Here is a 19,284-nt window from a genome sequence, read left to right as displayed (position 1 = left end):
TCGCTCCCCGCCCAGGACCACGGCCCGACAGGGGCCGAACGGTTGCGGGGTGCGACGCGATCAGGAAGCCGTCCACCGGCGGGACAGGAGCCGGTGCGGCTGGCGATGGAAGCCATTGTTGCCAGACCGGATCGGCCGTCGCCAAGACCCGCTCGGTACGACCCGCGGTCGTACGGAACGGGACGCCGTGGATTCGAAGGGCCGGTCGCGCGAAGCCTGCCGACCGGTGCTGAGCTGCGGGAACGCGGGGAGTGCCGGGGTGGCGCGGGTGCCGCCGGGGTGTCCACTACCGTCCGTCGTAGTCGTTGATCACGTGTGAGCGCACTCACCGTTCGGGGCTCGGGGGGCGTCACTCGCCGGTCCGGCGGCCGCACGGTGGGTGCAGATGATCAACGCTGCCTTGAGACCGGGGCCACACCGTGGTGCTGAGACCGGGGCCACATTGCCCTGGCCGTGCCGATGCCGGTGTCACGCGGTCGCGGCGGGACCGGAGCCGAGCCGCCGTGGTGGACGGCTAGCGAAGGTCGCCCAGGCGCCGGTGCCGGGCGGCCCGGGCCGCGAGCCGGTCCGTTTCGGTGGTGGCAGCCAGGGCGCCGAGCGCCGCGCCGACCGCCTGCCCGAGCCGGGCGCAGAAGGCCTCCGGCTCCTCGGAGGCGTCCGGCAGCTCCGGAACCACCTCGTCGACCAGCCCGACCTCGGCCAGGTGACGCGCCCCGATCCCCTGGGAGCGGGCCAGCTCGGCGGCGTGCGAGCCGTCCCGGTGGACGATCGCCGAGGCGCCCTCCGGCGGCAGCGGTGCCAGCCAGGCGTGCTCGGCGGCGATCACCCGGTCCGCCGGGAGCAGCGCGAGCGCCCCGCCGCCCGAGCCCTGGCCGAGCAGTACGGCCAGGACGGGCGTGCGCAGCGCGAGCAGGGTGGTGAGGCAGTGGGCGATCTCCACCGCGATGCCGTCCAGCTCGGCCCGCGCCGACAGTTCGGCGCCGGCCGTGTCCACCACGGTGACCAGTGGCAGCCCGAGCTGTTCGGCCAGGCGCGCGGTGCGCCGTACGGCCCGCAGGTCGGCGGCGGTGAAGGGGCGCTCGTGCTCGAGGGTCTGCCGCTGCTGGCCGACGACCAGCACGGGCCGCCCGCCGAGCACGGCCAGTGCCCGGACGAGCGCGCCGCCGCGCCCGCCGGGGGCGTCCAGCAGCACCAGTTCCTCGGTGGTGTGCCGCAGCAGTTCGCGGGCGCCCGGGCGGTCGGGGCGACGGGTGCGGCGGACGGAGTCCCAGGCGTCCGGGTGTCCGGGGGCGTCCGGGTCGGCCTCGGCCTCGGGCACGGCCTCGGGCACGGGCTTGGGAGTGGGCGTGGGAGCGGGCGCGGACCCGGGGCCGGAGGAAGGGGCCGGCGGTGCGGCGGCGAGCACGGTCAGCGCGCGGCGGAGCAGTTCGCGCAGTTCCTGCGGCGGCACGACGGCGTCCACCAGCCCCTGGCCGGCGAGCGTCTCGGCCCGCTGGACGTCCGGCGGCAGCTCCACGCCGCGCAGTTCCTCGTACACCCGCGGGCCGAGGAAGCCGAGCCGGGCGCCCGGCTCGGCGAGGACCAGCTGCCCGAGCGTGCCCCAGGAGGCGAAGACCCCGCCCATGGTGGGGTTGCGCAGATAGGTGACATAGGGGAGGCCGGCGGCGCGGTGCGCCTGGACGGCGGCGGTGATCCGCAGCATGCAGAGGAAGGCCGCCGACCCTTCCCGCATACGCGTCCCGCCGGAGACCGGCAGGGCGAGCAGCGGCAGCCGCTCGGCGGTGGCGCGTTCGACGGCGCGGGTGATCCGCTCGGCGGTGGCGACGCCGATCGAGCCGCCGAGGAAGCCGAACTCGGAGGCGATGAGGGCGACCGGCCGGCCGCCGATCAGGCCGAGGCCGGTGAGGACGGCCTCGTCCAGGCCGGTGCGCTCACGGGCGCGGTCGAGCGAGGCGCGGTAGCCGGGGTCGGCCCGGTCGTCGGCCGGCGGCTCGTCCCAGCTGCGGAAGCCGTCGGGGTCGACCAGCAGTCCGATCAGCTGGTGGGCCGTCAGTGCCGTGCCCGAGCCCGTACCCATGCCCACCCCGTCAGAGATCGTTCCGGCCCTGCCGTGATCCGCCACGCTACGGGGCACTCTATGCGGCCCGGTCCGGGCGGGACAGCTCCGACTTGAGTTCGATGACGGTCGACCCTTGTGTCGGCCGGGCGGTTCGTGGGCATCGTGCGGGTGGCCCCGGGGGCGGGGTGCGGTGGTCGGCGTACGGCTCAAGTCTCCGCAGGTAAAGGGGGGTTACTCACTGGTTAATAGTTTTCCCGAAGGCTTCCAGAGTTGACGGTGTCCCGCCACACTGAGGGGCATGACTCGCACTCTACGCGCGTGGAAGTCCCGCGCCGCCGCCGTCACCGCCGTCGCCCTGATGACCCTCGCCCCGGTCGCCGTCGCCACCGACGCGCACGCCGACGTGAGCGGAACGGTCTGCCTCTCCGCCCTCCCGTCGCAGGCCGCCGACACCCTCGACCTGATCGCCTCCGGTGGCCCCTTCCCCTACTCCCAGGACGGTGTGGTCTTCCAGAACCGGGAGGGCGTCCTGCCCGGTGAGTCCTACGGCTACTACCACGAGTACACCGTCATCACCCCGGGCTCCCCGACCCGCGGCGCCCGCCGGATCGTGACCGGCCGGTCCTACCAGGAGGACTACTACACCGGCGACCACTACGCCACGTTCTCGCTGATCGACCAGACCTGCTGAACCTCCACTGACCGACCGTCCCGGAACGCTTCCGGCGCGACGGTGGCCCCGGCCCGCTTCCCCGCCGAGGTCACCGCCGTGCGGGTCGCGCCGGGCTCAGAGCTCGGACGGCCCCCAGGCGCCCACCGTCAGCTCGTCCCCCACCCGCAGCGTGCCGGGCCGCAGCACCGCGAACTTGCTGCCGAACGCCACCCCGCCCGCAGCCGCCCGACGGTACCGGGCCAGGGTGCGCAGCGGCTCCGGCCCCGCCTTGGTGCCGCTGGACTGGTCCAGCGTCGTCACGGCGCAGCGGATCGCCAGCTTGGCGTAGCCCAGTTCGGCCTCGCCCACCTCGATCCTGCGGGCCAGGTCCTCGGTGTGCGGTTCGCTCCAGCCGTCCACCACCAGGTTCGCGCGGAACCGGTCCATGGGCACCGGCCGAGCGTCGGAGAGCTCGCCGGACAGCCCGTTGAAGTGCTTCAGCGAGGAGTGCGACACCAGGAGCACGGCGCAACTGTCCGCGTAGCCCGAGGTCCCCGGGGTCAGCCCGGTGGTCACCCGGTCGTGCTCCGGCGGCACCCGGACCAGCCGGCCGCGCGAGCCCAGCACCTCGGACAGCCAGTCGGCGGCCTCCTTGCCCTGATCGATGCCGAGGAACGGCAGGTGGAACAGCCGCACCTCGCGGCGCGGGCCCTCGGTGTCCACCGTCACCGACAGCGGCTCCATCCCGGAGGCGGTCAGCGTCAGTGAGCGGCCGTCCCGCGTCACCGCCGGGCGGACGGTGGCCAGGACCGGGTCCCGGCGCTGGGAGCGGAACACGCCCTCCTCGTCCACCACCATGAACTCCCGATCATGGGCCAGCCCGGCCCGGGTGAGCTCCGCCTGCGCGGCCGTCACCCCGGCGCAGCCCTTGACCGGGTAGTACCGCAGCTCCGTCACCGTGGCCATCGCTTGGTCGCCCCCTTCGTGCAGGCGCACCGTTCTGCGCCTGCGTACCATCCATCTCGTCGACCCCACAGGGTAGTTGAGCGGCTCGGCGGGGCTGGTGGGCGGTGCCCGGTGGGCGAGCCCGGCGCTTGCTAGGGTCGGGGCATGGCACCACCGAGCAGCGCGAACCCCCCGGGGCGGCTCCGGCGGGACGCGCAGCGCAACCGTGACCAGCTGCTCGCCGCCGCCCGCGACATGTTCTCCCGGCACGGCCTCGACGTGCCGCTGGACCAGATCGCCAAGGAGGCCGGCGTCGGCAACGCCACCCTCTACCGGCACTTCCCGACCCGCGAGGCGCTGATCGCCGAGGTGTTCGAGGACGCCGGGGGCGGCCTGGCCGCCGCAGGTGAGGAGGCGCTCGCCGCCGAGGACGCCTGGAGCGGCCTCGAACGGTACTTCGGGCGGATCTTCGAGCTGGTCGCCGCCGACCGGGGCATCAACGACCTGGTCACCCAGGCCATCCCGGCCATCCCCGGAATGATCGAGATCAGCCGCCGGCACGCCTCCACCGTCGGCGCCCTGATCGCCCGTGCCCAGGAGCAGGGCACCATGCGCCGAGACGTGGTCACCATGGACCTGCTCTTCCTCCTCGGCCCGCTCTGCCGTGCCCTGCCCGCCGCCACCGAGCTGCGCCCCGACCTCTGGCGCCGCTACCTCGCCCTCCTGCTCGACGGCTTCCGCGCCCGGGCCGCCCATCCGCTGCCGGTCCCGCCGATCGGGGAGGAGCACCTGGACCGGATGTTCGCAGACCTCTGGGAGGCGGGGGCGCCGGAGCAGCCGGAGTCGCAGAAGCAACCGGGGCGGCAGGAGCGGCAGGAGTCGCCGGAGCGCTGAGCGCGCCTCGCCCGCGCGGCATCAGGGACGCGTACGGAACGGCGGGCTCCACGTCAGAGCCGCGTCAACGGGCGGTGCCGTACGGGCGCGGACCGCTTTGCTGGGGTGGAATCGGCGCGGTCCGGTGCGGCACGGGCCAGGGCGGTCCGGTCCAGTGCGCGGGCACCCGGGCACCTTGGCACCCGGGCACCAGGGCATCCGCGCGCGGCCGGACGGAGAGGCAGGGGCGGAGCCATGGCGGACAGTGGTACCGACGAGGGCCGGATCGTGGTCGGCATCAGCGGCTCGCTCGGCAGCCTCGCCGCGCTGCACCACGCGGTGGCCGAGGCCCGCCGCACGGACGTCGAGGTGCTCGCGGTGCTCTGCTGGACCCCGCCCGGCGACGAACTCGGCTACCGCCGGACCCCGTGCCCGCCGGTGATCGAGGCCGGCCGCGACGCCGCCGTGGCCCGGCTGCGGCAGGCCCTCGACGAGGCCTTCGCCGGACGCTACGCGGGCGTCCGCCTGCGCTGCCAGACCGTTCGCGGCGACACCGGCCACACGCTGGTGCGGTGCGCCGACCGGCCCGGGGACCTGCTCGTCCTCGGCGCCGGCCGGGAGCGCGGCCGCCTCGCCCGGCTGGTGCACCCCTCGGTCACCGCCTACTGCGTTCGGCACGCCACCTGCCCGGTCCTGGCCGTCCCGCGCCCACCGCTGCAGCGCGACCTGGAGGCGCTGGAACGCGGCCATGGGCTGCGGGAGCCGGCGGCGGGGAACGGTTAGCGGCCCGCGTGGCCCGGCGGGCGGGAGCCCGAGGCGGGCCTACGACAGCCCGGCCGCCTCGGCGAGGACGGCGGCGGTCCGTCGGCCGGCGGCCAGGGTGGCGGCATCGGTGGCCGGGAGGCAGCGGCGGGCCTCGGGACGGTAGGCGGTCATCACCACGCCGGCGTGGTCGGTGGGGAGTTCGAGGGTCCGTACCGCCGACATCTGCTTTGTAAGAGCAGCGCTCAACTGCCGGGTGTGCTCGACGTCCACGATCTCGTCCGCCGTGCCGTGGACCAGCCGGAGCGGGACGGGGGAGGGGGTGGCCGCCAGGTGGTCGAGCGGGGCCTCGCCGGTGGTGACGGCCCTGGTCGAGTAGTGGGAGGCGATACCGACCGCGGCGGCGGGGCGCAGTTCGGCGGGGGTGTCGGGGTGGGTGGCCACCGCGATCGCCTCGCGGCCGCCCATCGACCAGCCGGCCAGGACGAGGCGCGTCGGGTCCCCGCCGTACTCGGTGGCGATCGGGCGGGCCCGGGCCAGCGAGGCGAGCAGTTCGGCACTGCCGCCGTCCGGCTGCGTGGCGTCCCAGTCCGGGACGAGCACCAGCAGCCCCAGCCCGGCGGCCTCCTGGGCCAGTGGCCGCAGCACATCGCGCTCGTTCGGGCCGTTGCCGTGCCAGAGCAGCACGACGGGGGCCGGCCCGGTGGCGCCGGAGGCAGGAAGGTGGATGTCCGTCAGTCGTCCGGCGGTGTACGGAACCGTCCGGAGCCGAGCGTTCGTCATCCGGGATTTCCCTCCGATTCGTTGAATGATCACGGAGCTGGTACTGTACTTCTCGTTGCGAGGGAGCGATTCCTCCTCAGGCGTCAGTGGTGCTACCAGAGCACGTCCTACTTTCAGTAGGAAGAGTCCGTGCGACCCGGGCCTGGCGCTCCGAAATCGGACAGGGTCCGGTGCCGTGCAAACGGCGCCGGGCCCTGTCCGCGTTTCCGGGGGGGGCAGGACCCCGGCCGGGCGAGGGCCTGACTGCGGCCGGGCGAGGGCCGGGCGAGAGCCGGCCCGAGGCCCGGCGTTCAGGACGGCTGGCGGTCGGAGCCGAGTTCGCGGGAGATCCGCAGCCCGACCTGGGCGACGACCGGGCCGAGGGCGCGGACCCGGGCGGCGGTCATCCGTGAGGTGAGGCCGGAGACGGAGAGGGCCGCGGTGACCTCGCCGGTGTGGTCGAAGATCGGGGCGGCGACGCAGCGGACCTCGGGCTCGTTCTCGCGGTCGTCGATCGAGTAGCCGCGGGCGCGGATGCGGGCGAGGTCGGCGCGGAGCCGGGGCTCGTCGGCGATGGTCCAGGCGGTGACCGGGCGCAGCCCGGCCGCGACCACCTCGGCGACGGCCTCCTCGGGCAGCCAGGCCAGGATCGCCTTTCCGGTGGCTGTGCAGTAGGCGGGAGCCCGGCTGCCGACCCGGGAGGCCATCCGGACGTTGGTCTCGTCCTCGACCTTGTCCAGGTAGACGATCCCGGGGGCCTGCCAGACGGTCAGGTGGACGGTCTCGCCGGCCTCGCGCTGGAGCCGGCGCAGGTGCTCGGCGGCGACGCTGCGCAGGTCGAGGGTGGTCAGGTAGGCCTGACCGAGCCGCAGCGAGCCGTGGCCGAGCCGGAACCAGCCGGTCTCGCGGTCCCGGTCGAGGAGGTGCTCGTCCAGCAGGGGGCCGGCCAGTCGCAGCACGGTGCTCTTGTTGAGGCCGAGGCCGTCGGCGAGCTGGGCGAGCGGGACGCCGCGCCGGTCGCCGTGGTCGCGGACGTAGCCGAGGACGGCGAGGGCGCGGCGCAGCGAGGAGGACTGGTTGCGTTCGGTCGCGGGTTTCTTGGGCGCCGTCTCCGTCATGGGTCCGTTCCCTGGTGTCGTTCTGCCGGTGTTCCCCCGCAGGTCGGCGGCGGTTGTCAGAACGTACCCGTTCGCGACCCGATCGCCGCATCTTCGATACAACGTTGTGCAGTGCAAAACTTTCACCAACTCCCTCTTGTTGGCGCCGATAGGCCCCGCCTAACGTCCCTGCCATCGAGCAGGCGACGACGCCCCACCCGAGCGCTGCGCCCTGCCGTACCCCCACCACTTCACCCACCATCGGCCCCGGTCAGGGCCTGCTTCGACGTGCCCGTCCCCGGCGGCGGACGTCTCAGCGGCAGCTGTCGGGAGGGGAGGTCTCCACCATGCGACTCATCGGACGGACCGCCGCAGCCGCCGTGCTCGCCGCCGGCTGCCTGGCCGCCACCGCCTGTGCCCCCGGCACCGCCGCGCCGGCGAGCGACAAGGCCGCCGACGACCGGACCGGCACCGTGCAGGTCTGGCTGTACAACGAGGCAGGCAACGCGGCCAAGGAGGCCGTGATCTCCAAGGCCGTGGCCGAGTTCCAGGCCTCCCACCAGGGCGCCACCGTCAACGTCAGCTACATCGACACCGATGCCTCGGCCCGAGCCGCCAAGATGAAGGGCGCCTTCAACGACCCGAACAGCGCCCCCGACCTGGTCGAGTTCGGCAACACCGACCTGCCCGGCTACGTCGCCGCCGGCGGCCTCGCCGACATCACCGCCGACCTGGACAAGTGGCAGGACAAGGGCGACCTCGACCCGGCGATCGCCAAGACCGCCGTGGTGGACGGCAAGACCTACGGCCTGCCCTGGTGGGTCGGCGTGCGCGCGCTGTACTACCGCACCGACCTGTTCACCGAGGCCGGCCTCACCCCGCCGACCTCGTACGCCGAGCTGGTCGCGGCCAACCAGAAGATCCACGCCGCCCACCCGGACACCTTCGGCATCGCCGTCGGCGGCAAGTACACCTTCGCCGCGCTGCCCTTCGTCTGGGACGCGGGCGGCGACATCGCCGCCAAGGACGGCGCCGCGTTCAAGGCGGCGATCGCCTCGCCCGCCTCGCAGGCCGGGATCAAGCGCTACACCGACCTGTTCGGCGCGGACGGCTGCCCCGCCCAGCAGTGCGCGGACCTGACCGGTGGCAAGACCGTGGACCTGTTCGCGGCCGGCAAGTCGGCGATGGCGGTGCTGCTCAACTCCAACCGCAGCAAGGTGGACGCGGGCGCGGTCAAGGGCAAGTACGGCGTGGTGCCGCTGCCCGGCGAGAAGCCCGGCTCGATCGCCCCGGCCTTCGCCGGCGGCAACAACCTGGGCGTGATGAAGGCGGCCAAGCACCGCACGCTGGCCGTCGAGTTCGCCGAGCTGCTGGCGAGCCCCGCGTACCAGGAGCAGATGTACGACGCGATGGGCAACCTGCCGACGCTCAAGTCCGTCAGCGGCAAGGTGGCGGCGAAGGACGCGTTCCTGAAGCCCTTCACCGACACCATCGCGGCCGGCACCAGGTTCGTCCCGCTCGACCAGGCGTGGGCGCAGATCGACGCCCAGTCGGTGATCCCGACGATGCTCCAGCAGGTCGTCACCGGCAAGGCCGACGTGGCCAAGGCCTCGGCCGACGCCGCCGCGCAGATCTCCTCGGCCTTCGCCGCGCACTGACGGCCGGCCGCCGGCGGCGCACCGTCGCCGGCCCCGAGCCGCCGGCACCGCACCGCCGGCACCGCACCGTCGGCCACCGGCCGCGCACGGACGGCCCCCCTCCCGGTTCGTCTCAGAGAGCAGGTCCCGCACGTGTCCGTATCCACCTCGACCGCCCCGGCGCCGCCTTCCCCGCAGAGGCGCCGTGGGGGAAAGGCGCCGGCCGCACCCCCGGGCGGCCGGCGCCGGCGGCCCCCGCTGCTGCTGCTCCTGCCGGCCGCGGTCATTCTGATCCCGCTGGTCGCCTACCCGATCTACCAGCTGGGCCTGCTGTCCGTCCTCGACTTCGGGCAGGCCCAGGCCTCCGGCGGCGTCCCGACCTCCTTCGTCGGCTTCGGCAACTACACGAAGATCCTGGAGGACGAGCAGTTCTGGACGGTGCTGTTCCAGACCATCGGCTTCGCCGCGTTCTGCGTGGTCGCCACCCTGGCGGTCGGTGCCACTCTCGCGGTGCTGCTCACCAAGGTCGGCCGGTGGCCGCGGCTGGTGCTGACCACCGCGGCGATGGCCGCCTGGGCGGCGCCCGCGATGACCGGTTCGACGGTGTGGAGCTTCCTGTTCGACACCAACCTCGGTCTGGTCAACCACACCCTGGAGGGGCTCGGGCTCTCCGGCTTCCACGAGTTCAACTGGTTCTACGACAAGTGGACGGCGTTCCTGATCGTCGGCGCCGTGGTGGTGTGGCACTCCTACCCGTTCGTGATGGTCACCCTCTACGCGGGCATCCGGGCGATCCCGGAGGAGATCATGGAGGCGGCCGCCCTGGACGGCGCCAACACCTGGACGACCTTCCGCCGGATCACCGCGCCGATGCTGCGGCCGATCCTGACCATCGTGGTCATCCAGTCGGTGATCTGGGACTTCAAGGTATTCACCCAGATCTACGTGATGACCGAGGGCGGCGGCATCGCCGGCCAGAACCTGGTGCTCAACGTGTACGCGTACCAGAAGGCGTTCGCCTCCTCGCAGTACGGGCTGGGCGCGGCGATCGGCGTGATCATGCTGCTGATCCTGGTGATCCCGACGGTCCTGTACATCCGCACGCTGCGACGGACGGGGAACGAACTGTGAGCCCGGCGAACTCCTCCCCGGCCACCGTGAAGCCGACCGCCGTGAAGCCGGCCGCCGTGAAGCCGGCCGGCAACGCCCGCGGCCGGAACCCCCGCGGTCGGAACGCCCGTGGCCGCTGGCGGCTGGCCGCCAACACCGGTGCGATCGTGCTGGCGGTGGTCACCGCGTTCCCGATCTTCTGGATGGTGCTCTCGGCCTTCAAGCCCAAGGGCGAGATCCAGTCCCTCGACCCCAGGCCGTGGACCGCCCACCCCACGCTGGAGAGCTTCCGGCAGGTGCTCAGCGTCGACGGATTCGGCCGCTACTTCGTGAACAGCCTGGTGGTCGCGCTGTCGGTGGTGGTGCTGTCGGCGATCGTGGTCTTCCTGGCGGCGGTGGCCGTGACCAGGTTCCGCTTCAAGTTCCGCACCACCATCATGGTGATGTTCCTGATCGCCCAGATGATCCCGGTCGAGGCGCTGACCATCCCGCTGTTCTTCATGTTCCGCGACGCCGGGCGGTTCGCCCCGGGCGTGGGGCTGAACACCCTGGCCTCGCTGGTTCTGGTGCAGCTGGCGTTCTCGCTGCCGTTCGGGATCTGGATGATGCGCGGCTTCGTCGCGGCCGTCCCGGTCTCGATCGAGGAGGCGGCGCAGATCGACGGGGCCGGCCGGACCCGCATCCTGTGGCGGATCCTGCTGCCGCTGGTGGCGCCGGGACTCGCCGCGACCAGCGTGTTCTCCTTCATCGCGGCGTGGAACGACTTCGTCTTCGCCAAGACCTTCATCATCAGCGCCACCCAGAACCAGACGCTGCCCTCGGCGCTGCTGGTCTTCTTCAAGCCGGACGAGAACGACTGGGGCGGCATCATGGCGGCATCCACGCTGATGACCGTGCCGGTGCTGATCTTCTTCATCGCGGTGCAGCGCAAGCTGGTCTCCGGACTTGCCGGCGCGGTGAAGGACTGACGTCCGCCGAGGCCGCGCACCCGGGAGTCCCGCCGTCGGCGGGACTCCCTCGGCCGTTCGGGCCCGGGAGGGGAGGGGCAGAAGGCCGAGCGGCCGAGGAAGTCGGGCGGTTCAGGAGACGAAGCCGACGACGTCGGCACCCTTCCGGCGCTGCGCGAGCCGGAGCCAGCCGACGACCTCCGCGACGGCCTCGGCCACCTCGCGCTCCGGCGCCGGGGTACGGCCCTCGCGCTCGGCCCGTTCGAACTGCTCCAGTGCCCTGCGGCAGTCCTCGGCCGGCCAGGTGCTGCAGGACGGCACGTCGCAGGAGGGCAGTTCGGCCGGAAGGCCGCCGCCGTACTGGAAGTCCGCGACCGAGACGGCCGTGATCCCGTACGCCCTCAGGCCGTCGTCGACCACCTCCAGCCAGTTGCCCCGGAACGGTCCGAAGGAGTCGACCTCCAGGGGCTGCCCGACGAGCCAGCACAGCCGCCGGTACGCGTAGCCGTACTGGAAGGCGTGGTCCGCGTCCGCGGAGAAGGGGCCGCCGTGCACCACGGCGCGCAGCGCCTCCAGGGCGGTCGGCGCGCCCAGCGCGATCTTGTCGGCGAAGTGCTCGTCGGACCTGTCCAGGGACGGGCCGAAGTATGCGAGGGCCTCGTCGAGCGCCCCGTCGTTGCCGCTGCCGACGCGGACACGGAGCTCCGCGGGGTCGACCAGGTACGCGCGCAGGAAGGAACTCATGGCAGCACGGTAGCGGTCGCAACGGACAGCGGGTTCGGCGGGTCGGTCGTCCTCGGACACCGGTGGGTGCGCCGAACGGTCTTGCCAGGAAGGCAACTTGACGGACGGGAGGCGGCGCTCCGGGCCCGCGTTCGGGTGCGCGGACGGGTGGATCGGTGGCCGGTTCGGCCGGGGCGGGCTCAGGCCGCCGCCGCGGAGTCCCGGGTCGGGACGGCGACCAGCACGAACTCCGCGCCGGCGTCGTCCCGGACCAGTGCGGTGCGGCCGAACGGCGCCGGCGCCGGACCGGTGACGACCGTGCCGCCGAGGGCGCGCAGCCGGTCGGCCGTGCGGTCGGTGTCCCCGGTCGCGAAGTGGACCAGCCAGCGCGCCTCGGCGCCCGGGCCGGCGGGGCCGATGCTGCAGGCGGGCAGGCCGGCCACCCGGGCGAGGGTGTGTCCCTCCCGCGGCCGGTCGTAGCCGTAGCCGAGGACCCGGTGGTAGAAGGCCCGGGCGGCGTCGGGGTCGGGGGAGAGGTGCTCGTTCCAGGCGAGCGAGCCCGGCTCGTCGACCAGGCCGGCGCCGTCGATGGTGCCGGCCTGCCAGAGTCCGAAGCGGGCGCCGAGCGGGTCGACGGCGAGCGCGGCGCGGCCCTGCTCGGGCACCTCGTACGGCTCGCGGGCGAGGCGGCCGCCAGCAGCCAGGATCGCGGCGAGGGTGCGCGACGGATCGGGGCAGGCGAGGAAGGTGGTCCAGGTGGCGGGCGGGTCGGTCGGCCGGGCCCGTTCGACGGCCGCGACCTGGGCGCCGTACCGGGTGGCCACCGCCTCGGCGGGGCCGGTCGGAACGAACTCCCAGTCGAACAGCGCGCCGTAGAAGGCCTCGGCCCGTGCGGTGTCCGGCGTGGTGAGAACGACCCAGCACGGTACCCCGGCACGGTAGTTGCCCGGTTTCGGCATGCGACCCTCCTGGCGGGCCCGGTGCCCGGTGCCCGGTGCCCGGTGCCCGGTGCCCGGCGTTCGGCCTTCGGCGTTCGTCGCCACCGGCCCCACCCGCCAGCCTCCGCGCCCGGCGGGTGCGCGGCAAGCGGGGGATCAGGACACTCCGTGCGGCCGGAACTGGACGCTGATCCGCGGGCCCACCGGGCGGGCCGTCTTGGGGATCGCGTGCTCCCAGGTGCGCTGGCAGGAGCCGCCCATCACGACCAGGTCCCCGTGCCCGAGCGGGTGGCGGACGACGGGCCCGCCGCCGGACCGGGGCCGCAGCGCCAGGGTGCGCGGCTCGCCGACGGAGAGGATCGCCACCATGGTGTCCTCGCGGGCGCCGCGCCCGATCCGGTCGCCGTGCCAGGCCACGCTGTCCCGGCCGTCCCGGTAGTAGCACAGGCCGAGGGTGCGGAACGGCTCGCCCAGCTCCTGGGCGTAGTGCCGGCTCAGCGCCGTCCGGGCCAGGCCGAGCACCGGGTGCGGCGGTTCGGCCTGCGCCGGGTAGGAGGCCAGCAGGCGCGGGACGTCGACCGTTCGTTCGTACATTTCGCGGCGCTCGGCCCGCCACGGCACGTCGGCGGCCAGTTGTTCGAACAGCTCGTCGGCTCCGTGCAGCCAGCCCGGGAGCAGGTCCAGCCAGGCGCCGTCGCCGAGCGGCTGCCGCCGCAGGCCGGTGAGCGGGCCGAGGCGGAGGCCGCCGCGGTCCGCGTCGTCGAACAGCGAGGGCTGGAGGTGGACGGTGCCGTGCATGGGGCCAGCGTACGCCTTGATTCGAACATATGCTCGAATGACTGGAGGGTTTCGGGCCGTGCCGCCGCCCTCGTCGGTCAGGTCGAACCGGACCCGCCCGTGCGGGTCGAGGTCCAGCTCCAACAGGGTCGGCGGATCGTAGGCCGTGACGGCGCCGGAGGGGGCTGGATCCATCACGCGGGAGCCCGCCGCGCGGCTCACGAACGGCGAGTCCGTGAGCCGCGCGGGCGGGTACCGCCCCGTACCGAGCCGTCGGCCTACGCCCCGGACACCGCGCGCGGCAGGTGCAGCGGCGCCTCGACGGCGTCGGGGGCGCCGAGTTCGCGCACCGCCTCCCGCCGCACCGCCTCCCGCCGCGACGCCGCGACCGGAGCCGCGAGCCGAGCCAGGGTCGCCGCCGGAGCGTGGACCGTCAGCTCGAAGTCGCGGCGCGTCTTGGCGTCCGGGGCGAGCGGCAGGCGGATGCGGCCGTCCGCGACCATCCGGCGGACCCGGCTTCGGCTGAGGCCGAGGCCGGACATGAGCAGGCGTTCGACCCGGACCGGGACCGGCAGCTCGAAGCTCACCAGCACCGTCAGCGGGGTCGGATCGTCGATCGCGTGGAGCGGCGTGCGTGCCTCCAGCTCCCAGGTGCCGCTCCAGTCGAGGCTGTAGCCGTTCTTGGCGGCGAGCGACGCACTCATCGTCAGTTCCCGCACCACGGCGAGGTCGTTGTTCTCGTACGCCTCCCTGCGGGCGGGTTCCAGCGACGACGTGTGGACGCGCTCGTGGACGGGCACCTTCGAGGTCCGGTCGCAGCCCGCGCAGCTGAGCAGCAGCCAGACGTCGAGGAGCTTGCCGTTGGCGTTGACACGGATCTTGCCCGAGGGCCGGTGCCGCGTGCTGGAGCAGTCCGGGCAGCTGCGGACGACGGTGGGCAGCGCGGACTGGCGCACGGCCCAGCGGGCCTTGCGTTCGGTATGCATGGTGGTCTGTTTCCTGGTTCAGCAGGAACGCGCGCAGGCCGGATCGGCTGGATCGGCCGGGGGCTCCTGGGATCTGACGAGTGCTCATGAGGGCGCGTGTCATCGCCTCGGGGCGGATGGCCGCATGGCGGGCGTCCCGAGGTCGATCGCGCGACAGGTCGTGTCTCTCCGTGGCAACTCGCGACAGCGCGTCTCATCGCCTCGGGACATGGCCGCATGGCCGCATGGCGGCATGGCCGAGCGCCAAGGGCGGTCGATCGCGTGAGCGCGCGTGTCATCGACTCGGCGCGCGGCCGGTGGCCCGGCGCAGAGGTCGATCGCGTGAGGGTGAGTTGCTACGTGGCAGTTGTCAGCACAGGTACATGCCGCACATCGTGATCCGGGCCGCGCTCCCCCGCAACCGATTTTTTCGGACCAACGTCGTCGGGCCGGCGCCGCCGGCTCCCCGCGCGAGCCGACGCCGAGCTTCGCGCAGGTCGCAGGGCGACCCGGGTGACGACCGCCTCGACCGGTCGCATGTGCCGGGCCCGCGGGGCCAGGGCGTGTTCCCCGGCGGCGGAGGAGGGCCGCTACGGCGATCGACGGTCGGTGGGGGCGTCCGTTCGACGCAGCTTCGTCCGGCGGTGGCCGGAGACCGTTGTCAGGCGGTACGGGCGACCGGTAGACGGGAGGCTCCGGGCGCCGATCCTCCGAGCGCCGATCCTCCGAGTACCGGGAGTGCCGTGAATGCCCTGAGACTGCTCGCCGTGCCCGCCGCCGCCCTCGCCCTGACGCTGAGCGCCGCGACCGTCGCACCCGCCGCACCCGCCGCGTCCGTGTCCGCCGCGGCCCCCGACCCCGCGCCCGCCACCGTCACCATCTCCGGTGCGGACGGCGGAACGACCGTCCAGGCGCACGTGGGGGACACCGTGCAGGTGGAGATCCTCGTGGCGCGCGACTACCCGGTGACCTGGTACTGGTACGCCCTGGGCACCTCGACGCCCGCCCTGCTCTCGCAGACGGCGGGCAGTGCCGAGGCCAACGGCGACTCCCACGGGACCTTCTCGGTGACGGCCGCCGGGACGGGCGCCGTCACCGCGATCGGCCGCTGCGTGCCGGACCGCGGCTCGATCTGCCCGCCGTGGGTCATCAACTGGAAGGTCACCGTCCAGATCTCCTGACCGGGCGCGGGACGCACCGCCGCCCCGGGCGCCGGCGACGGTACCGGGGCGGCCGCCGGCCGGTCGAGCGGCCGGTTGCCCGCTCCCGTCTAGGCTTCCGACATGGCGATCAACGGCTTCGGGGTCACCGAGTTCCAGCTGGTGCTGCTGCGCCGGATGGCCGATTTCCAGCCCGGGCTGGTGGAGGGGGCGGTGCGGCGGCTCGGCGCCACCCGGGCCTCGATGCGTGAGGCCAACAAGCGCTGGCAGGCGATGGTCCGCGCGCCCGGCTTCCCGCGCGGTGCGGCCCGGTACGCGGCCGTGCTCGGGCCGGCCGGGGCGAGTGTGCCGCGTCGGATCGGGGATCTGGACTGCGTGGCGCGCCAGTGGGTGCTGCCGCTCTGGCCCGAGTTGCGCTTCGAGGTCCTGCTCGGCCCGGCGGAGATCGGTGGGCCGCTGCTGAACGAGTGGCTGGTGCGGGCGGCGGGCTCCCCGGTGCCCGCGCTGCGCACGCCGGCCGATCTCGCGCCGTGGAGCTGCGTGGTGGGTGACGTCGGGGCCGCGTTCCCGTCCGCGGTGCCGCGCGAGGGCAGTGCGCCGACCAGGTTCCGGCTGGACTTCGCGATCCCGGATGCCGATGGACGGCTGCGCCCGTGCGAGGCCGACTTCACCTGGGGGTTGCTCCAGGAGGTCCGTCCGAGTGGTGGCCAGGGCATGGATATGCCGGGCGATGCAAGGTGATATTCAGTGAATGCCTTCGATTTGCAGGCCAAAAGAGGATGTGGCAATCTAATCGCAGACATTGAAGAGTTTTGGCATCGGAAAGTGAAGGATCATGTCGGACGGCGCCCGCGTCATCGTCGGAGTCAGCGGTTCACTGCACAGCCTGACCGCCCTGCACCGGGCGGCCGAGGAGGCCCGGGCCCGGGGGGCCGTCCTGGTGCCGGTGCTCGCCTGGACGCCGGTCGGCGGTGAGCGCAACTACCGCGCCCGGCCCTGCCCGCCGCTGCTGCGCGCCTGGCAGGAACTCGCCGAGGCGCGGATGGAGAGCGCGCTGGAGCAGGCGTTCGGCGGGCTGCCGATCGGGGTGCCGGTGCAGCCGCTGGTCGTGCGCGGCGAGGTCGCGACGGTGCTGACCGGGCTGGCCGACCGCCCGGGCGACCTGCTGGTGGTCAGCACCGGCGAGCAGGGCGGCCTGCGGGTCAGGCTGCGCGGGCTGACGCGCCGCTCGATCGCCCGGCGCTGTGTGAACCGGGCCCGCTGCGGGGTGCTCGCCGTTCCGCCGTCCACGCTGCACGAGGATCTGCGCGCGCTGCACCGCGGCATCGACCTGCGGGAGCTCGCTGCGGCCTGACGATTCGTCAGGCGCGGTGCACGGTAAGGCCGTCGACCACCGTACGGGTGGGGCGCAGCTCGCGCAGCGCGTCCACCGGGCAGGCCGACGGATCCAGCGGATCGACCGGCCACACCGTGAGGTCGGCGAATGCCCCCGGCCGCAGGCCGCCGCGCACCGCGCTCTCGCCGGTCAGCCGGGCCGCGTTCACGGTGTGCAGCGCAACCGCCTCGGACCGGCCGATCGCGTGCTCCGGGCCGACCACCCCGGCCGTGGTGCCCCGGGTGGTCATGCCCCAGACCGACAGCATCGCGCCGTACGGGCCGACCGGGAAGTCCGAGCCGCCGGTGATCAGCGCGCCCTCGTCCAGCCACTCGCGCAGCGGGAAGAGCGCGGCGGTGCGCTCCTCGCCCCAGGCCCGCTGCTGGGTGAGCGCGCCGTCGTGCAGCAGTGGGTGCTGGACCGTCACCGGGATGCCCAGCGCGATCGCCCGCGCCCGCTGCTCGGGGCGGGCCAGGCCGCCGTGCTCGACCACCAGGGTGCCCGGCGGCAGGCCGGGGTGGCGCTCGGCCACCTGCTCGAAGACGTCCAGCAGGACCCGCAGCCCGCGGTCGCCCCAGGCGTGCACACCGACCCGCCGGCCCCGCCCGACCACCCGCTCCACCGCCGCGAGCAGCTCGTCCGGCTCCCAGAGCAGCCGGCCCTGGTAGCAGGGCTGCCCCTGGTACGGCTCCTCCACCGCGCCCGCCTCGAAGCCGCCGTCGATCCCGAACTTGACGCCCCAGAGCCGCAGTCGGTCGTCGTCCCGGCCAGCCGCCCGCCAGTCGTCCATCCGGTCCAGCAGTGCGTCCACCTGGGCCGGCGTGCGGGCGGCGAAACCGGAGACCAGCGCGCGGACCCGGACGGCCAGGGCGCCCTCGGCCCGGGCGGCGTCCAGGACGTCGAGGTCCTCGGCCGGGACCAGGCAGTCGCGGACGGTGCCGATCCCGGTGGCGGCGAAGTCGGCGGAGGCGGCGCGCAGTCCCTCGATCCGCTCCGTGAGGGTCGGGCGCGGCAGCACCCGCTCGACCAGCTCGACCGCCCGGTCGATCAGCCGGCCGGTGAGCCGCCCGTGCTCGTCGCGCTCGATCACGCCGCCCGGCGGCGCCTCGGTGGCGTCGGTGATCCCGGCCAGCCGCAGCGCCGCCGAGTTGAGCACCATGTTGTACGCGCCGCGGCGCACCAGCACCGGGTGTTCGGCGGTGGCCGTGTCCAACTCCCCGGTGGTGGGCATCCGTTGCTCGGCCAGCAGGATCTCCTGCCAGTTGACCGTGGTGCGGATCCACTCCCCGGCGGGGGTGCGGGCGGCGCGTTCGCGGATCAGGCCGAGGAATCCGGCGAGGTCGCGGGCCCGGTGGACGGGCACACCGTGGACGCTGTGTCCGGCCAGGACCAGGTGGGTGTGGGTGTCGTCGAAGGCGGGCAGCACGGTCGAGCCCGGGGCGTCCACCACCTCGGTGCCCGGGCCGATCAGGGCGTCCAGTCCGTCGGGCGCGGCGGCGAGCGCGGTGATCCGGCCACCGGTGACGGCGACCGCCCGCCGGGGCGGCTCGCCGGGCACCAGGGTGTGCACGGCGGCGGCGCGGATCAGCAGGTCCGCGGGGGTGGGGCGGCCCGCCGGAACGGCGGAGGCGGGTCGGATCGCCGGATCGGTGGGGTCGGTCATTGCGGCTCCTGGGGGCGGGACAGTCCGGTGACCTTCTCGACGTACCGGAGGCTGGGCTCGGCGAGCAGTCCGTGCAACTCGGTGAACACCGCGCGTGCCGGTACCGCGTTCCAGTCGGCGGGCAGCAGCAGCGCGGGCAGCCCCGGATCCAGGTACGGCAGCCGGCGCCACCGGGTGAGCATCGGCACGTAGTCGCGGAAGGCGTCGGCCGGGTCGACCGGAGACCGTCCGCGCAGCTCCTCGGCGGCCGGGTGCCAGGCCTCGGCGAAGGCCCCGTACTGCGCCTCGATCGCCGGGAGGTCCCACCAACTCGCCACCGCCGTAGGGAGATCGGCGAAGCCGGCGTACTCGGCGGAGAGGAACAGATGGACGTAGGCGCTCAGCCCGAGCCGGTCCAGCAGCCGACGGGCGTCCGGCAGCAGCCGGGCCGGTGCCAGCCAGACCCCGGGGGCGGCGTTGCCGAAGCCCAGCCAGCTCAGCCGGGAGCGCAGCTGGTGGCGGTGGGCGCGGGCGGACTCGGGCACCGAGAAGACCGCCACCACCCAGCCGTCGGCGAGTTCGGCCGGCTCCAGGCTGTGGAAGATCCGCCGGTCGCCCTCCTCGAAGACCGGTTCCATCGCGAGCGCGAGCCGGTACCCCGTGCCGGCGCGCCGCTCCTGGAGCAGGGTGCCGGCCTTCTTCAACCGCGAGATCGCCGAGCGGACGGCCGGGCCGTCGACGTCCAGCTCGGCCAGCAGCGCGATCAGGTCGGCGATGGATATCCAGCCGCCGAGGCGGCGGACGAACTCGCCGTAGACGGTGTGGATCAGGGAGCTCGGCCGGGACGTGTTCTCGGACAT

Annotated in this window: 19 protein-coding genes; 9 read left to right on the top strand and 10 right to left on the bottom strand. The window is 74.0% G+C overall.

What is annotated here, in order from left to right:
* Positions 1 to 514 precede the first annotated feature (514 nt).
* On the bottom strand, positions 515 to 2,077 hold the full coding sequence (locus ACFVVA_RS11410) for a carboxyl transferase domain-containing protein (protein WP_387688172.1): 1,563 nt from the start codon (positions 2,075 to 2,077) through the stop codon (positions 515 to 517).
* A 280-nt stretch (positions 2,078 to 2,357) separates the two neighbouring features.
* Here ACFVVA_RS11410 and ACFVVA_RS11405 point away from each other — a divergent pair, with 280 nt between their 5' ends.
* Positions 2,358 to 2,750: a ribonuclease gene (locus ACFVVA_RS11405; RefSeq protein ID WP_380356563.1), complete on the top strand. Its 393-nt coding sequence runs from the start codon at positions 2,358 to 2,360 to the stop codon at positions 2,748 to 2,750.
* Positions 2,751 to 2,846: 96 nt separating this feature from the next.
* Here the strand turns inward: ACFVVA_RS11405 and ACFVVA_RS11400 are convergent, their stop codons facing one another.
* Positions 2,847 to 3,677, bottom strand: a complete 831-nt coding sequence (locus tag ACFVVA_RS11400; protein WP_387688169.1) for an MOSC domain-containing protein — start codon at positions 3,675 to 3,677, stop codon at positions 2,847 to 2,849.
* Between the two features lie 144 nt (positions 3,678 to 3,821).
* Here ACFVVA_RS11400 and ACFVVA_RS11395 point away from each other — a divergent pair, with 144 nt between their 5' ends.
* Both ACFVVA_RS11395 and ACFVVA_RS11390 read left to right on the top strand, forming a co-directional pair.
* Positions 3,822 to 4,550 (top strand): TetR/AcrR family transcriptional regulator, encoded by a 729-nt coding sequence (locus ACFVVA_RS11395; protein ID WP_387688167.1) that lies wholly within the window; start codon positions 3,822 to 3,824, stop codon positions 4,548 to 4,550.
* A gap of 234 nt (positions 4,551 to 4,784) precedes the next feature.
* Entirely contained in the window at positions 4,785 to 5,312 is a 528-nt protein-coding gene (locus ACFVVA_RS11390) for a universal stress protein (RefSeq protein WP_387688165.1), read from the top strand.
* Between the two features lie 39 nt (positions 5,313 to 5,351).
* Here ACFVVA_RS11390 and ACFVVA_RS11385 read toward each other — a convergent pair whose 3' ends face one another.
* Together ACFVVA_RS11385 and ACFVVA_RS11380 are read right to left on the bottom strand one after the other, a co-directional pair.
* A complete protein-coding gene (locus tag ACFVVA_RS11385) occupies positions 5,352 to 6,074 on the bottom strand; it encodes an alpha/beta hydrolase family protein (RefSeq protein WP_387688163.1) in 723 nt (240 codons plus the stop codon).
* Positions 6,075 to 6,364: 290 nt separating this feature from the next.
* Positions 6,365 to 7,171, bottom strand: a complete 807-nt coding sequence (locus tag ACFVVA_RS11380; RefSeq protein ID WP_359907558.1) for an IclR family transcriptional regulator — start codon at positions 7,169 to 7,171, stop codon at positions 6,365 to 6,367.
* A 326-nt stretch (positions 7,172 to 7,497) separates the two neighbouring features.
* On the opposite strand from ACFVVA_RS11380, the gene ACFVVA_RS11375 reads away from it, so the two are divergent.
* The 3 genes from ACFVVA_RS11375 (at position 7,498) to ACFVVA_RS11365 (ending at position 10,865) form a co-directional block, all read left to right on the top strand.
* Positions 7,498 to 8,808 carry an extracellular solute-binding protein gene (locus ACFVVA_RS11375; protein WP_387688161.1) on the top strand — a complete coding sequence of 437 codons (1,311 nt, stop codon included), beginning with the start codon at positions 7,498 to 7,500 and terminating at the stop codon, positions 8,806 to 8,808.
* A 132-nt stretch (positions 8,809 to 8,940) separates the two neighbouring features.
* Positions 8,941 to 9,918: a sugar ABC transporter permease gene (locus ACFVVA_RS11370; RefSeq protein WP_359907564.1), complete on the top strand. Its 978-nt coding sequence runs from the start codon at positions 8,941 to 8,943 to the stop codon at positions 9,916 to 9,918.
* 122 nt (positions 9,919 to 10,040) lie between these two features.
* The gene (locus tag ACFVVA_RS11365; protein WP_359907610.1) at positions 10,041 to 10,865 is read left to right on the top strand and encodes a carbohydrate ABC transporter permease; all 825 of its coding nucleotides are present in this window, start codon (positions 10,041 to 10,043) and stop codon (positions 10,863 to 10,865) included.
* Between the two features lie 111 nt (positions 10,866 to 10,976).
* Here ACFVVA_RS11365 and ACFVVA_RS11360 read toward each other — a convergent pair whose 3' ends face one another.
* From ACFVVA_RS11360 to ACFVVA_RS11345, 4 genes are all read right to left on the bottom strand, one after another.
* Positions 10,977 to 11,588, bottom strand: a complete 612-nt coding sequence (locus ACFVVA_RS11360) for a hypothetical protein (protein ID WP_387688159.1) — start codon at positions 11,586 to 11,588, stop codon at positions 10,977 to 10,979.
* A 179-nt stretch (positions 11,589 to 11,767) separates the two neighbouring features.
* Positions 11,768 to 12,526, bottom strand: a complete 759-nt coding sequence (locus ACFVVA_RS11355) for a VOC family protein (RefSeq protein WP_387688157.1) — start codon at positions 12,524 to 12,526, stop codon at positions 11,768 to 11,770.
* Positions 12,527 to 12,661: 135 nt separating this feature from the next.
* Positions 12,662 to 13,303 carry an alpha-ketoglutarate-dependent dioxygenase AlkB gene (locus ACFVVA_RS11350; protein WP_387688155.1) on the bottom strand — a complete coding sequence of 214 codons (642 nt, stop codon included), beginning with the start codon at positions 13,301 to 13,303 and terminating at the stop codon, positions 12,662 to 12,664.
* A 257-nt stretch (positions 13,304 to 13,560) separates the two neighbouring features.
* The gene (locus ACFVVA_RS11345) at positions 13,561 to 14,268 is read right to left on the bottom strand and encodes a DUF1062 domain-containing protein (RefSeq protein ID WP_387688153.1); all 708 of its coding nucleotides are present in this window, start codon (positions 14,266 to 14,268) and stop codon (positions 13,561 to 13,563) included.
* Between the two features lie 722 nt (positions 14,269 to 14,990).
* On the opposite strand from ACFVVA_RS11345, the gene ACFVVA_RS11340 reads away from it, so the two are divergent.
* The 3 genes from ACFVVA_RS11340 (at position 14,991) to ACFVVA_RS11330 (ending at position 16,761) form a co-directional block, all read left to right on the top strand.
* The gene (locus ACFVVA_RS11340; RefSeq protein WP_387688151.1) at positions 14,991 to 15,428 is read left to right on the top strand and encodes a hypothetical protein; all 438 of its coding nucleotides are present in this window, start codon (positions 14,991 to 14,993) and stop codon (positions 15,426 to 15,428) included.
* Positions 15,429 to 15,530: 102 nt separating this feature from the next.
* The gene (locus ACFVVA_RS11335) at positions 15,531 to 16,148 is read left to right on the top strand and encodes a hypothetical protein (protein WP_387688149.1); all 618 of its coding nucleotides are present in this window, start codon (positions 15,531 to 15,533) and stop codon (positions 16,146 to 16,148) included.
* Between the two features lie 94 nt (positions 16,149 to 16,242).
* Positions 16,243 to 16,761 (top strand): universal stress protein, encoded by a 519-nt coding sequence (locus tag ACFVVA_RS11330; protein ID WP_380545787.1) that lies wholly within the window; start codon positions 16,243 to 16,245, stop codon positions 16,759 to 16,761.
* Positions 16,762 to 16,768: 7 nt separating this feature from the next.
* Here the strand turns inward: ACFVVA_RS11330 and ACFVVA_RS11325 are convergent, their stop codons facing one another.
* Together ACFVVA_RS11325 and ACFVVA_RS11320 are read right to left on the bottom strand one after the other, a co-directional pair.
* Positions 16,769 to 18,445, bottom strand: a complete 1,677-nt coding sequence (locus ACFVVA_RS11325; protein ID WP_387688147.1) for an amidohydrolase — start codon at positions 18,443 to 18,445, stop codon at positions 16,769 to 16,771.
* Positions 18,442 to 19,284 (bottom strand): PaaX family transcriptional regulator C-terminal domain-containing protein, encoded by an 843-nt coding sequence (locus ACFVVA_RS11320; protein WP_387688145.1) that lies wholly within the window; start codon positions 19,282 to 19,284, stop codon positions 18,442 to 18,444. The genes ACFVVA_RS11325 and ACFVVA_RS11320 overlap by 4 nt, the downstream gene beginning before the upstream one ends.

Origin of the sequence: Kitasatospora sp. NPDC058048, from assembly GCF_042885555.1 — a bacterium.
In the GTDB taxonomy this organism is placed as follows: domain Bacteria; phylum Actinomycetota; class Actinomycetes; order Streptomycetales; family Streptomycetaceae; genus Kitasatospora; species Kitasatospora lactacystinica.
This window is presented reverse-complemented; position numbering and strand designations above follow the sequence as displayed.